The following is a 14,080-nucleotide window of genomic DNA, read 5'->3' on the forward strand; positions in this document are numbered from 1 at the left end:
TCGCGCGCGATCGTTTCATTCATGCCACGCAAAGCCCCGGAGGGTGGCCCGCCTTCGGCAATCTGGCCAAGCATAGCGCTCGGCCCGAATCATTCTGTGAATTGTTGCGAAGTATCTTTTACAGCAGGTCTTTTATCAACAATTCAGCCACCTGCACAGCATTGAGCGCGGCGCCTTTTCGTACGTTATCTGACGTCAGCCACAAATTAAGTTCCGACGGGTCGTCGATCCCGCCGCGAACCCGACCAACGTAGACCACATCCTGCCCTACCGCATCGCCTACCGGCGTCGGGTAATCACCGGCTTCCACCAGCTCGATACCGGGCGCGTCTTCCAGGGCGGCGTTGACTTTCGTCAGGTCGATGTCGCTCGCTGACTGCAACGTCACGTTAAAGCTATCGCCAAAAAACACCGGGGCTTGAATGCAAGTGACGGAAATCTTTAATAAAGGCAGTGCCATGACCTGACGCAGCTCGCGTACCAGGCGTTTTTCCAGCAGCGTATGCCCCCGATCATCGGGCTTGCCAACTTGCGCCAGCAGGTTGAAGGCCATCTGCCGATCGAAGAAGGTCGGCTCCAGCGGACGCACATTGAGCAGCTCGGCAGTTTGCCGGGCCAGCTCGGTGACGGCTTCGCGCCCCTGGGCAGACACGGCCAGGCTGGCGGTCAGGTTGATGCGTTGCAGGTCGAGCAAACCGAGCAACGGTGCGAGCACTACCGCCAGCGTAGTGGCCGAAGGGCTTGGACTGCTGACCTGGAACGGCTTTTTCAAACCGGCCAGGATTTCGGCGTTGGCTTCAGGCACAACTTGCGGCGCCTGATCAGCCGGCAAGGCGCCGGACAGGTCGATCAGCGAGCAACCGGCCGCCGTGGCACGCGAAGCGAAACTCAGGGTCACCGCAGGGCCGGCAGCGAAGAACACCAGCTGGACTTTGCTGAAATCGAATTCGTCGACTTCCCGCACCCGTACGTTCTTGCCGCGAAACGGCACCGAATGCCCCGCCGATTCGCTGCTGGCGAGCAGGTGCAGATTGCCGACCGGGAAGTCGCGCTCTTCGAGAATCTGCACGAGCGTTTCGCCAACAGTACCGGTGGCGCCGATCACGGCAATATCAAAGGACTGGCTCATGGTTCTACCTCTGGCGAAACGGGGGGAGCGGCACTTTACCGGGTGGTTGGCATGCAGGCAATTCTGCCGGGGATTTGTGGTGCCTGCGCCGCCCCCTTCGCGGGCAAGCCTCGCTCCTACATGGGATCGCGCTGCACTTGTAGGAGCGAGGCTTGCCCGCGAAGGGGACCGTCTTGACGACACATTTCCCATAAAAAAACCCGCACATCTTTCAAGGCACGGGCTCTTTGTTTACTTCAATCGATCAACGCTCAAGCAGGATCCGCAGCATGCGACGCAGCGGTTCGGCCGCGCCCCACAGCAGCTGGTCGCCGACGGTGAACGCGCCGAGGTACTGCGTGCCCATGTTCAGTTTTCGCAAACGGCCAACCGGTACGTTCAGGGTGCCGGTGACTTTCGTCGGGCTCAGCTCCTGAATGCTGACGTCACGCTGGTTCGGCACCAGTTTGACCCAAGGGTTGTGCTGGCTGATCAGCCCTTCGATGTCGGCGATCGGCACGTCTTTGTTCAGTTTGATGGTCAGCGCCTGGCTGTGGCAGCGCATGGCGCCGATGCGCACGCAGATGCCGTCGACCGGGATCGGGCTCTTGAAGCGACCAAGGATCTTGTTGGTCTCGGCCTGGGCCTTCCACTCTTCACGGCTCTGACCGTTCGGCAGTTCCTTGTCGATCCACGGGATCAGGCTGCCGGCCAGCGGAACGCCGAAGTTTTCGGTCGGGTACGCGTCGCTGCGCATGGCTTCGGCGACACGGCGGTCGATGTCAAGGATCGCGCTGGCCGGGTCGGCCAGTTGATCGACGACAGCGGCGTGGGTCGCGCCCATTTGCTTGATCAGTTCACGCATGTTTTGCGCGCCGGCACCGGAGGCCGCCTGATAGGTCATGGCGCTCATCCACTCGACCAGACCGGCTTCGAACAAGCCGCCGAGGCCCATTAGCATCAGGCTGACGGTGCAGTTGCCGCCGATGTAGTTCTTGGTGCCCGCATCGAGCTGCTGGTCGATGACCTTGCGGTTCACCGGGTCCAGCACGATCACCGCGTCATCCTGCATGCGCAGGCTGGAAGCGGCGTCGATCCAATAACCCTGCCAGCCGGCTTCGCGCAGTTTCGGGAAGACTTCGCTGGTGTAGTCGCCACCCTGGCAGGTCAGAATCACGTCGAGGGTTTTCAGCTCTTCAATGCTGTAAGCGTCCTTGAGCGGAGCAATGTCCTTGCCCACGGACGGGCCTTGGCCACCGACATTGGAAGTGGTGAAAAACACCGGCTCAATAAGATCGAAATCCTGCTCTTCCAGCATCCGCTGCATGAGCACGGAACCGACCATACCGCGCCAACCGATCAGACCTACACGTTTCATCGCAACTACACCTTCTTTAAAAAGTGGGCCGCTGCTTTCAAGAGTGAAAGTTGCAGCGGGCCCAAGAGATTACAGATTCCGCAGCGCGGCGACTACAGCGTCGCCCATTTCCTGCGTACCGACTTTAGTGCAACCCGCCGACCAGATGTCGCCAGTGCGCAGGCCTTGGTCCAAAACCAGACTGACGGCCTTCTCGATCGCATCGGCCGCATCCTGCAGATTGAAGCTGTAACGCAGCATCATCGACACCGACAGAATGGTCGCCAACGGGTTGGCAATGCCTTTGCCGGCAATGTCCGGCGCCGAACCGTGGCACGGCTCGTACATGCCTTTGTTGTTGGTATCCAGCGACGCCGACGGCAGCATGCCGATGGAACCGGTGAGCATCGATGCCTGGTCGGACAAAATGTCACCAAACAGGTTATCGGTGACGATCACGTCGAATTGCTTGGGTGCACGCACCAGTTGCATGGCGGCGTTGTCGACGTACATGTGGCTCAGTTCGACTTCAGGGTAATCCTTGGCCACTTGCTCGACGATTTCACGCCACAGTTGGCTGGAGGCCAGTACGTTGGCCTTGTCCACCGAGCACAGCTTCTTGCCGCGCACCATGGCCATGTCGAAACCGACACGGGCGATACGGCGGATTTCGCTTTCGCTGTACGGCAGGGTGTCGTAAGCCTGACGCTCGCCGTTTTCCAGGGTGCGGGTACCGCGTGGCGCGCCAAAGTAGATACCGCCGGTCAGTTCACGGACGATCAGGATGTCCAGGCCAGCAACAATCTCGGGCTTCAGGCTCGAAGCCTCGGCCAGCTGCGGGTAGAGGATCGCCGGACGCAGGTTGCCGAACAGGCCCAGTTGCGCGCGGATTTTCAGCAGGCCGCGCTCAGGGCGGATGTCACGTTCGATGGTGTCCCATTTAGGGCCGCCCACAGCGCCGAGCAGTACAGCATCGGCTGCGCGCGCACGGTCCAGGGTTTCGTCGGCCAAAGGCACGCCATGCTTGTCGATGGCGGCGCCGCCGATTACGTCGTGGCTTAGCTCGAAATCCAGGCTGTACTTGTCGTTCGCCAGCTCCAGCACCTTGACCGCTTCGGCCATGATTTCCGGGCCAATACCGTCACCTGGGAGAATCAGAATCTGCTTGCTCATGCTTTCCTCATGTCATCAGTCGGCGTGCCCTGGGGTCGCGGGTTAGCCGGGAAAAAGTCTATCGCTCGACGCTTATCGTTCAACCATCAGCACTAGCACATCTGTACTGAACGAACCATCGGCTTCAATCTCAAAATATTCACGCACTTCGTTGCCCATCGACTGCTGCAACTCGCGGATCGCCGCGCGCATCACCTCTGGCGTGCGCATGCGCTCAACCCAGGAGGTGTACTCCAGACGCAGCCGTTGACGGGTGGTGCTGCGAGTATGCAACCCCGCTTCGCTGACCTGACGCAACCACTCGCCGGCGGAATAATCGCGCACATGGCTGGTGTCGCGCAGCACTTCGACGCTTTGCAGGTAAGTGTCGAACAACGGACTGCCCGGTGACAACACATCGATGAACGCCGCCACCCCGCCCGGTTTTAGCACCCGGCGAACTTCCCGCAGGGCCAGGCCGAGATCGCTCCAATGGTGCGCCGAATAACGGCTGAAGACGAAATCGAACTCACCATTGGCGAACGGCAACCGTTCAGCGGCGCCCAACACCGTGGACACATTGCTCAGGCCGCGGTCGACGGCGGCACCGGCCACCACGTCGAGCATCTGCTGCGACAGGTCGTAGGCCACCACTTCTTTCACCAGCGAGGCCACGTGGAAGCTCACGTGACCGGCGCCGCAGCCCAGGTCCAGCACACGGGCATCTCCCTGCCCTGCCAGTTCAGCCTGTAGCAGTGCGAATTCGGTGCCTTGAGCGTGAACGGCGCTGCTCAGATAGGCCGAGGCCTGTTCACCGAATTGCTTCTGTACAACCTGACTGTGGGCGGTGCTGGTCATCGTAATGTCCTGATATTTGTGTTGTCTGGGCGGGCCTCTTCGCGGGCAAGCCTCGCTCCTACAGGAGAATGCATTACAACCGTAGGAGCTAGGCTTGCCCGCGAAGGCGTCATCACGTTTTACAAACAATCATGCGTCGCGAAACAACCACGGCTGGCTCGCACGGTGTTTGGCTTCAAACGCCGCGATCGCCTCACCTTCCTGCAAGGTCAGGCCGATGTCGTCCAGGCCGTTGACCAGACAATGCTTGCGGAACTCGTCAAGCTCGAAGCTGTAAACCTTGCCATCAGGCCGGGTTACGGTCTGGGCTTGCAGGTCGACCGTCAATTCGTAGCCAGGATTCGCTTCGACTTGCTGGAACAGCTCATCGACTTCAGCGTCGCTCAAGATGATCGGCAGCAAGCCGTTCTTGAAGCTGTTGTTGTAGAAAATGTCGGCGTAGCTCGGCGCGATGATGCTGCGAAAACCGTACTCTTCCAGCGCCCACGGCGCGTGCTCGCGGCTCGAGCCGCAACCGAAGTTCTCGCGAGCCAGCAGCACGCTGGCGCCTTGATACCGCTCGGCGTTGAGGACGAAGTCCTTGTTCAGCGGACGCTTGGAGTTGTCCTGATAGGCATAGCCCACGTCCAGGTAGCGCCATTCGTCAAACAGGTTCGGACCAAAACCGGTGCGTTTTATCGACTTCAAGAACTGCTTCGGAATGATCTGGTCGGTATCGACGTTGGCACGGTCCAAGGGTGCGACCAAACCGGTGTGTTGGGTAAAAGCTCTCATGTGCGGTTCCTCAGATCAGTTCGCGAACGTCGATGAAACGACCGTTGACGGCAGCCGCCGCGGCCATGGCCGGGCTGACCAGGTGAGTACGACCACCGGCGCCCTGACGCCCTTCGAAGTTGCGGTTGGAGGTCGAGGCGCAATGCTCGCCCGACTCCAAACGGTCCGGGTTCATCGCCAGACACATCGAGCAACCCGGTTCACGCCACTCGAAACCGGCCTCGAGGAAAATCTTGTCCAGGCCTTCGGCCTCGGCTTGTGCCTTCACCAGGCCCGAGCCCGGCACCACGATGGCTTGCTTGATGGTCGAAGCGACTTTACGGCCCTTGGCGATCACCGCAGCAGCGCGCAAGTCTTCGATCCGCGAGTTGGTGCAGGAACCAATGAATACCCGGTCCAGCTGAATGTCGGTGATCGCCTGATTGGCGCTCAAACCCATGTATTTCAAGGCGCGCTCGATGGAGCCACGTTTGACCAGGTCCATTTCCTTCGCAGGATCGGGAACGTTCTGATCAACCGCCAAGACCATCTCGGGCGACGTACCCCAGCTGACTTGAGGCTTGATCTGAGTGGCGTCGAGTTCGACCACGGTGTCGAACACGGCGTCAGCGTCGGACACCAGGTCTTTCCAGGCTTCGACCGCCAGATCCCATTCCGCGCCTTTCGGAGCGAATGGACGACCCTTGACGTAAGCCACGGTTTTTTCGTCGGCAGCCACCAGACCTACGCGAGCACCGGCCTCGATGGACATGTTGCAGATGGTCATGCGGCCTTCAACGGACAAATCGCGAATGGCGCTGCCGGCAAACTCGATGGCGTGGCCGTTACCGCCGGCGGTGCCGATTTTGCCGATCACCGCGAGCACGATGTCCTTGGCCGTCACGCCGAACGGCAATTTGCCTTCGACCGACACCCGCATGTTTTTCATTTTCTTGGCGACCAGGCACTGCGTGGCGAACACATGCTCGACCTCGGAAGTCCCGATGCCGTGGGCCAAGGCGCCAAACGCGCCGTGAGTCGAGGTGTGCGAATCGCCGCAGACCACGGTCATGCCCGGCAAGGTGGCACCCTGCTCCGGACCGATCACGTGAACGATGCCTTGGCGCACGTCATTCATTTTGAATTCAGTGATGCCGTATTCATCGCAGTAGTCATCGAGGGTCTGAACCTGCAAACGCGAGACCTGGTCGGTAATCGCTTCGATGCCGCCCTTGCGATCCGGAGTGGTCGGTACGTTGTGGTCCGGGGTGGCGATGATCGAGTCGACGCGCCAAGGCTTGCGCCCGGCCAGACGCAGGCCTTCGAAAGCTTGGGGCGAAGTCACTTCATGGATGATGTGGCGGTCGATATAGATCAGCGACGACCCATCGTCGCGCCGTTTCACTTCATGGGAATCCCAGAGCTTGTCGTAAAGCGTTTTGCCGGCCATCAGACGGTCCTCATCAGCTTGCTTCTATTTTCTATGCCTTGGGTCATGCACGGTTCAATAACCCCTTGGCTTGTGAGGTCGATCCTAGGGGGTTACATTAAATAACTCAAATTCATATTTTTTATGCTTTGGATAACCAACTGGAATACCACAATGGATCTGGCCAACCTCAACGCTTTTATCGCGATTGCCGAGACCGGGAGTTTCTCCGGCGCTGGCGAACGGCTGCACCTGACGCAACCGGCCATCAGCAAACGCATTGCCGGACTGGAGCAGCAATTGAAGGTGCGCCTGTTCGATCGCCTGGGCCGTGAAGTTGGCCTGACCGAGGCCGGTCGCGCTTTGCTGCCGAGGGCCTATCAAATCTTGAATGTGCTGGACGACACCCGCCGCGCCCTGACCAACCTGACCGGCGAAGTGTCCGGCCGCCTGACCCTCGCCACCAGCCACCACATCGGCCTGCACCGCTTACCCCCCTTATTAAGGGAATTCACCCGACGTTACCCGCAGGTGGCGCTGGATATTCAGTTCCTCGATTCGGAAGTGGCCTACGAAGAAATTCTCCATGGCCGCGCCGAACTGGCGGTCATCACCCTGGCGCCGGAGCCCCACGCACTGGTAAAGGCCACCCCGGTGTGGGACGACCCGCTGGACTTCGTGGTCGCCCCGGAGCACTCGCTGATCAGCGACGGCCCGGTCAGCCTGGCGAACATTGCCCTGCACCCGGCGGTATTTCCGGGTGGCAACACCTTTACCCACCACATCGTCCGGCGCCTGTTCGAAGCTCAAGGCCTGACGCCGAACATCGCCATGAGCACGAATTATCTGGAAACCATCAAGATGATGGTCTCGATTGGCCTGGCCTGGAGCGTGTTGCCGCGCACCATGCTTGATGATCAGGTTGCGCGAATACCTTTACCGGGCATACAACTGACTCGCCAGCTAGGCTATATCCTGCACACAGAAAGGACGCTATCGAATGCGGCGCGAGCCTTCATGGCCTTGCTGGATGCACAAATCGATCTGCCAGGGACTCTCGGCTAAGCTGTGCTACTTCTTATAGGGCCTCGAGTTACTGAACCTGACACCCCACTCAGCTAAGGCTTGCCCATGCCGAAATCTGTTGACCGTATTCCGCCGATGCCGCGTATACAGGCGCTTGACCCAAAAAGGTCCGAGCAGAGCTGGGAAAGCGCCCCACAATTGCTGGCCGCCCTCAACGGTGCACGTCTGGGCGCCTGGTATTGGGACATCGAGCGCGGGCAGATCAGTTGGTCGCGCGGTACCCAGGCGCTGTTCGGCTTCGATCCCCGGCAACCGCTGCCGGCAGATCTGGAATACCTCGACTTGCTGCCGCCAGAAGATCGGGCGAAAACCATTCGCGCCTTCGACGCGGTGATCGCCGGCGCTCCGCTGGAACAGGCGATGCACCACCGCATTCGCTGGCCCGACGGCAGCCTGCACTGGCTGGAGATTAATGGCAGCCTGCTGCCGGACAAACACGGCCGGCCACGGATGATTGGCGTGATCCGCGAAATCACCCACCAGCGCCAGCGCGAACAGGCGTTGAGCAGCTCGGAAAAGCGTTTTGCCACGCTGTTCCACCTGTGCCCGAACATGGTCCTGCTGACCCGCCAGGAAGACGGCCTGATTACCGAAGCCAACCAGTATTTTGAAAGCCTGTTCGGCTGGCCCGTGCAAAACGCCATTGGTCGTACCACTGTGGAACTGGGCCTGTGGGTGCACCCGGAGCAACGGGCACAACTGGTCAAGGCCACCAAGGCCAAGGGCGAACTGGTCAGCATGGAGGTGCAATTTCGCGCCAGCAATGGCCAAGTCCATGACGGCATTCTCAGCGCACAAAAGGTGGAGCTCGAAGGCCAGCCCTATCTGCTGAGTACGTTTCTGGACACCACCGAACGCAAAGCCGCCGAGCTTGCCCTGAAAGACAGCCAGGAGCGGCTCGACCTTGCTCTGGATTCGGCGCAACTGGGTACCTGGGACTGGCATATCCCCAGCGGCATGTTGTACGGCTCGGCACGCGCCGCCCAGTTACACGGGATGGAAGCCAAACCTTTCCATGAATCCTTCGACGAGTTTTTCGAAGGCGTGCCCGACGAAGAGCGCGGCACAATGCGCGACGCCTATCGCAGTCTGCGAGAAGGCCCTGCCGGCAATTATCAACTGACCTACCGCGTGCAATTGCCGGATGGGAGCTCGCGCTTCCTGGAAAGCCGCGCGCGACTCTATCGCGACGACAACGGCGCCCCGTTGCGCATGGCCGGCACGCTGCTTGACATCACCGATCAGGTGGAGCGCGAGCAGTTGCTGGTGGCGTCCGAAGAGAAGTTCGCCACCCTGTTCCAGGTCAGCCCGGACCCGATTTGCGTGACCCGGCAGGACACCGGCCAATTCATCGAGATCAACTCCAGCTTCACCCAGACCTTCGGCTGGAGCGCCGCCGACGTGATTGGCCGCGGCGCCGACGAAATCGGTTTATGGGACGCGTCGGCGAAAAGCCTGCGACGGATCGAGCAGGTCATCCGCGAGCAAGGCCTGAACAACGTGGCGATCCTGGTTCAGCACAAAGACGGGCAAGCCCTGACCTGCGTGATTTCCAGCCGCCAGATCAGCGTTGGCGACCAGCCGTGCATCGTCACCACCCTGCGCGACATCACCCAGCAACAGCGCTCGGAAGCGGCGCTCAAGGCCAGCGAAGAGAAGTTCGCCAAGGCGTTCCACTCAAGCCCCGACGCCATCACCATCACCGAGCGCGACACCGGGCGTTATTTAGAGGTTAACGATGGCTTTTGCCGCCTGACCGGCTACCGCGCCGATGAAGTGGTCGGCCGCACGGTGTATCAGGTCGGCATCTGGGCCGAGGAAAAACAACGTTCGGCACTGCTCGCCGAACTGCAGATCAAGGGCCGGGTGCATCATCAGGAAATGCTTGGGCGCAATAAACGCGGCGAGCTGCTGACTGTCGAGGTCTCAGTGGAGCCGATCACCCTCAACGAAACCGCTTGCCTGCTGCTGACCGCGCGGGACATCAGCCTGCTGAAAAACGCTGAAGCGCAAATCCGTCACCTGGCCTACCACGACCCGCTGACCAACCTGCCCAACCGCGCGCTGCTGATGGATCGCTTGAGCCAGCAGATCGCCCTGCTCAAGCGCCACAACCTGCGCGGCGCCTTGATGTTTCTCGACCTTGATCACTTCAAGCACATCAATGATTCGCTCGGTCATCCGGTGGGCGATACCGTGCTGAAAATCATCACCGCGCGCCTCGAAGCCAGCGTGCGCATGGAGGACACCGTCGCCCGTTTGGGCGGTGACGAATTCGTGGTGCTGCTCAGCGGGCTCGAAGGCTCACGCAACGAGGTCAGCGAGCAGGTTCAACAGTTGGCTGACACCTTGCGTGAACTGCTGTCGGAGCCGATGTTCCTCGACGGACAACGCCTGCAAGTGACCCCGAGCATCGGCATCGCGCTGATTCCCGATCATGGTTCGACCCCGACCGACCTGCTCAAACGCGCCGACATCGCCCTCTACCGGGCCAAAGATTCAGGCCGCAACACGACGCAGATGTACCACAACACCATGCAGAAGGCTGCGAGCGAACGCCTGCGCATGGAAACCGACCTGCGCCTGGCCCTTTCCCGGGGTGAGTTCTGCGTGCACTACCAACCTCAGGTGGACGCCCGTAACGAGCGCATCGTCGGCGCCGAGGCGCTGGTACGCTGGAACCATCCGGAACTCGGCGCGCAATCGCCCACCGAGTTCATCAAGGTGCTGGAGGACAGTGGGCTGATTCTGGAGGTGGGCACCTGGATCATCGACGAAGCCTGCAGTGCCTTCAAACAGCTGATCGCCAAACGCTTGATCGACCCGCTCGACTTCAGCCTGTGCGTGAACATCAGTCCGCGACAATTTCGGCAGAACGACTTCGTCGAACGCATCGAACACAACCTCAGCAGTCATGGCCTGCCCTGCTCGCTGCTGAAACTGGAAATCACCGAAGGCATCGTGATCCAAAACCTGGAAGACACCATCAGCAAAATGCGTCGCCTGAAAAAACTCGGCGTGAGTTTTGCGATGGACGATTTCGGCACCGGTTATTCCTCGCTGACTTACCTCAAGCGCCTGCCGGTCGACACCCTGAAAATCGACCAGTCGTTCATCCGCGACGCGACGACCGACCCCAACGACGCCGAGATTATCCGAGCCATCGTCGCCATGGCCCGCAGCCTCGAATTGAAAGTGATTGCCGAAGGGGTGGAGACACCGGAGCAGCTGGATTTTTTGCAGGGGCTAGGCTGCCATTTGTATCAGGGGTATTTGCACAGCCCGCCGCTGCCGGTGGAGGAGTTTCAAAAGCTGCTCAAATGACGCAGACCTTGTTATTGCTCTGCCTTAGTGCGGCAGCGCTGGGTTTTGCGTCCCGTTGACCGGATTGGATTCAGGCCGCTTCAGACACCTGTAGGCCCAGTAAACGCGAGACTTGATCCAGTTCGGTCTCGCGACGCAGGACGGTGAACAGCTCGACCGCTTCGGGATAATTGCGAGTCAGCATCGCCAGCCACTGCTTCAAGCGACCCGGCGACTGGCGTGGCGTCATCTGCGCCTTGGCTTGCAGCCAGAAGTCCTGAATCAGCGGCAGCAGCTCGGCCCAGGTCATCTCGACGACGTCCTCACCGGCCCGCGCTGCCACGATTTGCCGCGCCAGGTCCGGACGCGAGACCAGACCGCGACCGAGCATGATGTCTTCCACACCGCTGATTTCGCGGCAACGACGCCAGTCTTCGACGCTCCAGATATCACCATTGGCGAACACCGGCACCTTGACCACGTCCTGCACCCGAGGAATCCATTCCCAGTGGGCCGGCGGTTTGTAGCCATCGGTCTTGGTCCGCGCGTGAACGACGATATGCGCCGCGCCACCTTCGGCCAGGGCCGTGGCGCAAACCAGTGCACCGTCCGGACTGTCGAAACCGAGGCGCATCTTTGCGGTCACTGGAATATGCGCCGGAACGGCACGACGGACATGCTCGACGATCTGGTTCAGCAGTTCTGGCTCTTTGAGCAGCACCGCGCCGCCACGGGACTTATTGACGGTCTTGGCCGGGCAGCCGAAGTTCAGGTCGATAACCTCGGACCCCAGCTCGCAGGCCAGCGCGGCGTTTTCTGCCAGGCATACCGGATCGGAACCGAGCAGTTGCACCCGCAGCGGCACGCCGGACGCGGTCCGGGCATCGGTCAGCAGTTCAGGGCCGAACTTGTGGTAATAGGCAGGCGTGAGCAGTTGATCGTTGATCCGAATGAACTCGGTCACGCACCAATCGATACCGCCCACACGGGTCAGCACGTCCCGCAGGATGTTGTCGACCAACCCCTCCATGGGCGCCAAAGCAATTTGCATGAAAAACACACTCAACGAAAAACGTGCGGCAGTTTACTCGAAAGCATCGATTAGATCGCGACTTGCAACGCGGGGCCGTAGCCCTCGATGAATTCGGTCGGCATACGCTTGGGCTTGCCGGTCGACAGTTCGATGCAGACGAAGGTGGTTTGCGCCCGCAGCAACGTAGTGTTGTCGCTGGGGCGCTTCAACTGAAAGTGCCGGGTCATTTTCAGGCGCTGGTCCCAATCGACAATCCAGGTCGCCAATTGCAATTCATCGCCTTCATAGGCGGCCGCCAGGTAATCAATCTCGTGCCGCACCACCGCCATCGCCCGGTCCAGCCGACGATACTCGACCAGGTCCAGACCCAGCCGCTGGGAGTGGCGCCAGGCACAGCGTTCGAGCCAGGTCACGTACACCGCGTTGTTCGCGTGACCCAGCCCATCGATGTCCTCTGCGCCGACTTCCAGATCAATGATAAATGGCGTTGCCCGATCCCAGCCCATGCCCCACTCCTGGTCAGAAAATTTTGACCGGGGCAGTGTAACGGATGCTCAAGCCGATTGGCGCGATTGCAGACTGCGACCGGCCAGCAGCGAAAGAACGCCTTCGATCACCCGAGGGTCAGCCAGCACCCGTTGATGACCACCCGCTTCCAGGCGCAACAGACGGCTGTCAAACCAGGCTTCGTTGATCAGCTGCGATTCCTTGACCGGAACGTAGCAGTCGTCTTCGGCATGGACGATCAGGCCGGGCATATCGAGTTGATAGTGCGCGACATCCAGCGCCGCAGCGCGCATCCCGACGTCTTTCTCGACCTGGCGAATGAACGCCGAACGGGCTTTCGGTGGCAGCCGCACGTAACGGGCGAAACCGCGCAACATGCCGAGAATCCGAGCCGGGGCGGCGATAGTGACCAGAGTTTCGGTGCGCAAGCCCAGTTGAACGGCGAGCATGGCACTGGCGCCCCCCATGGAGTGACCGATGACCGCTTGCAGCGGCGGCAACTCGGCAGCGGCTTCAAGCATGGCTCGAGCAAACAGCACGACGTTCGCTTCGCTGCCCGGCGAGCGACCGTGAGCCGGGCCGTCCAAAGCAACCACGGTGTAACCGGCATCAACCAGTGCGGTGATGAGGCTGGCAAACTGCGTTGGCCGACCCTCCCAACCGTGCATCAGCAACACGGCCGGACCCTGCCCCCAACGCAGTGCCGAGAGGCCGAAGCGCAAGGTGATCCGCTCGGATTTCGCCAGTAGGGGCAATTCCCAATCACGCGGCGGCAGCTCGCGCGGCGTCATGAATGCCAGTCGCATTATGTTCGCAACCAGTTTTGGTGCGACCCAACCCAAGGTGCCATTAACGCCACGAACCCACTTCAACGTGCTCATCGCTCTCACTCCTCAGGCCTAGGCCTTTAGGTCATAGCACCGCCGATTTGGCGGCGCGCAGCAATCGATCGGACAACTCTCCGGGTCCCAGCGCGCGCGCCAGAGCCAAACCACCGACCATCAAGGCCATGTCGGCCAAGGCTTTGTCGGTGTCTTCCGGGCTGGCCGCCAACTGCGCGACCATCAACTCCACATGCTCATTCAGTGCAACACGAAACTCGTCCGGCAGCCGGCCCAGTTCACCGACCGAAGCCGGAATCGGGCACGCTGACTCAGAGGAGTCACGGTGTTTGCGTGACAGATAAAACGCAGCAACCAACGCGCGACGCTCTTCGCCGGTCAACTCGGCGTCCATGTCGGCGATCAAGCCACGGCGGTGACCGAGCAACTGCTTGAACGCTTCCAGCATCATCGCGTCCTTGCTTTCGAAGTGCGCATAGAAGCCGCCGACGGTAAGGCCCGCTGCACCCATCACTTCGCCCACGCTCGGTTCGGCCGGGCCACGCTGAATCAGCGCTGCGCTGGCAGCCTTGAGGATGCGTTCGCGGGTTTGAGCTTTTTTATCGTTCATCGTTGCCTCCGAATATTACGACTAGAATATTATTCTCATAAT

At 60.5% G+C, this 14,080-nt stretch carries 12 protein-coding genes; 2 read left to right on the plus strand and 10 right to left on the minus strand.

The window, feature by feature from the left end; all coding sequences use genetic code 11:
* Positions 1-118: 118 nt before the first annotated feature.
* From ACYZTU_RS19010 to leuC, 6 genes are all read right to left on the minus strand, one after another.
* Complete coding sequence (locus tag ACYZTU_RS19010; RefSeq protein WP_461964708.1) at positions 119-1,129, minus strand: aspartate-semialdehyde dehydrogenase; 1,011 nt, start codon at positions 1,127-1,129, stop codon at positions 119-121.
* A 244-nt stretch (positions 1,130-1,373) separates the two neighbouring features.
* Positions 1,374-2,486 (minus strand): aspartate-semialdehyde dehydrogenase, encoded by a 1,113-nt coding sequence (asd, locus tag ACYZTU_RS19015; protein WP_461964709.1) that lies wholly within the window; start codon positions 2,484-2,486, stop codon positions 1,374-1,376.
* A gap of 69 nt (positions 2,487-2,555) precedes the next feature.
* On the minus strand, positions 2,556-3,638 hold the full coding sequence (gene leuB, locus ACYZTU_RS19020) for a 3-isopropylmalate dehydrogenase (RefSeq protein ID WP_461964710.1): 1,083 nt from the start codon (positions 3,636-3,638) through the stop codon (positions 2,556-2,558).
* 72 nt (positions 3,639-3,710) lie between these two features.
* Positions 3,711-4,475: a class I SAM-dependent methyltransferase gene (locus tag ACYZTU_RS19025; protein WP_461964711.1), complete on the minus strand. Its 765-nt coding sequence runs from the start codon at positions 4,473-4,475 to the stop codon at positions 3,711-3,713.
* A 129-nt stretch (positions 4,476-4,604) separates the two neighbouring features.
* A complete protein-coding gene (gene leuD, locus ACYZTU_RS19030; protein ID WP_461964712.1) occupies positions 4,605-5,249 on the minus strand; it encodes a 3-isopropylmalate dehydratase small subunit in 645 nt (214 codons plus the stop codon).
* 10 nt (positions 5,250-5,259) lie between these two features.
* Positions 5,260-6,678 (minus strand): 3-isopropylmalate dehydratase large subunit, encoded by a 1,419-nt coding sequence (gene leuC / locus ACYZTU_RS19035; protein WP_461964713.1) that lies wholly within the window; start codon positions 6,676-6,678, stop codon positions 5,260-5,262.
* Between the two features lie 153 nt (positions 6,679-6,831).
* On the opposite strand from leuC, the gene ACYZTU_RS19040 reads away from it, so the two are divergent.
* Together ACYZTU_RS19040 and ACYZTU_RS19045 are read left to right on the plus strand one after the other, a co-directional pair.
* The gene (locus ACYZTU_RS19040) at positions 6,832-7,722 is read left to right on the plus strand and encodes a LysR family transcriptional regulator (protein WP_461964714.1); all 891 of its coding nucleotides are present in this window, start codon (positions 6,832-6,834) and stop codon (positions 7,720-7,722) included.
* Between the two features lie 66 nt (positions 7,723-7,788).
* Complete coding sequence (locus ACYZTU_RS19045) at positions 7,789-11,067, plus strand: EAL domain-containing protein (protein ID WP_461964715.1); 3,279 nt, start codon at positions 7,789-7,791, stop codon at positions 11,065-11,067.
* A gap of 70 nt (positions 11,068-11,137) precedes the next feature.
* Here ACYZTU_RS19045 and ACYZTU_RS19050 read toward each other — a convergent pair whose 3' ends face one another.
* The 4 genes from ACYZTU_RS19050 to ACYZTU_RS19065 are packed head-to-tail and all read right to left on the minus strand — an operon-like array spanning position 11,138 to position 14,038.
* On the minus strand, positions 11,138-12,097 hold the full coding sequence (locus ACYZTU_RS19050; protein WP_461964716.1) for a tRNA dihydrouridine synthase: 960 nt from the start codon (positions 12,095-12,097) through the stop codon (positions 11,138-11,140).
* A gap of 50 nt (positions 12,098-12,147) precedes the next feature.
* Complete coding sequence (locus ACYZTU_RS19055) at positions 12,148-12,585, minus strand: acyl-CoA thioesterase (protein ID WP_282377652.1); 438 nt, start codon at positions 12,583-12,585, stop codon at positions 12,148-12,150.
* Positions 12,586-12,633: 48 nt separating this feature from the next.
* On the minus strand, positions 12,634-13,467 hold the full coding sequence (locus ACYZTU_RS19060; RefSeq protein WP_461964717.1) for an alpha/beta fold hydrolase: 834 nt from the start codon (positions 13,465-13,467) through the stop codon (positions 12,634-12,636).
* Positions 13,468-13,498: 31 nt separating this feature from the next.
* Positions 13,499-14,038 carry a TetR/AcrR family transcriptional regulator gene (locus ACYZTU_RS19065; protein ID WP_461964718.1) on the minus strand — a complete coding sequence of 180 codons (540 nt, stop codon included), beginning with the start codon at positions 14,036-14,038 and terminating at the stop codon, positions 13,499-13,501.
* Between the last annotated feature and the right edge of the window lie 42 nt (positions 14,039-14,080).

The sequence above is a fragment of the Pseudomonas sp. HLT2-19-2 genome, from assembly GCF_054898005.1.

What these genes read in the sequence shown, in the direction of transcription:
- ACYZTU_RS19010 (WP_461964708.1), bottom strand. Translation starts at nt 1,129, where the DNA reads ATGAGCCAGTCCTTTGATATTGCCGTGATCGGCGCCACCGGTACTGTT.
- asd (WP_461964709.1), bottom strand. Translation starts at nt 2,486, where the DNA reads ATGAAACGTGTAGGTCTGATCGGTTGGCGCGGTATGGTCGGTTCCGTG.
- leuB (WP_461964710.1), bottom strand. Translation starts at nt 3,638, where the DNA reads ATGAGCAAGCAGATTCTGATTCTCCCAGGTGACGGTATTGGCCCGGAA.
- ACYZTU_RS19025 (WP_461964711.1), bottom strand. Translation starts at nt 4,475, where the DNA reads ATGACCAGCACCGCCCACAGTCAGGTTGTACAGAAGCAATTCGGTGAA.
- leuD (WP_461964712.1), bottom strand. Translation starts at nt 5,249, where the DNA reads ATGAGAGCTTTTACCCAACACACCGGTTTGGTCGCACCCTTGGACCGT.
- leuC (WP_461964713.1), bottom strand. Translation starts at nt 6,678, where the DNA reads ATGGCCGGCAAAACGCTTTACGACAAGCTCTGGGATTCCCATGAAGTG.
- ACYZTU_RS19040 (WP_461964714.1), top strand. Translation starts at nt 6,832, where the DNA reads ATGGATCTGGCCAACCTCAACGCTTTTATCGCGATTGCCGAGACCGGG.
- ACYZTU_RS19045 (WP_461964715.1), top strand. Translation starts at nt 7,789, where the DNA reads ATGCCGAAATCTGTTGACCGTATTCCGCCGATGCCGCGTATACAGGCG.
- ACYZTU_RS19050 (WP_461964716.1), bottom strand. Translation starts at nt 12,097, where the DNA reads ATGCAAATTGCTTTGGCGCCCATGGAGGGGTTGGTCGACAACATCCTG.
- ACYZTU_RS19055 (WP_282377652.1), bottom strand. Translation starts at nt 12,585, where the DNA reads ATGGGCTGGGATCGGGCAACGCCATTTATCATTGATCTGGAAGTCGGC.
- ACYZTU_RS19060 (WP_461964717.1), bottom strand. Translation starts at nt 13,467, where the DNA reads ATGAGCACGTTGAAGTGGGTTCGTGGCGTTAATGGCACCTTGGGTTGG.
- ACYZTU_RS19065 (WP_461964718.1), bottom strand. Translation starts at nt 14,038, where the DNA reads ATGAACGATAAAAAAGCTCAAACCCGCGAACGCATCCTCAAGGCTGCC.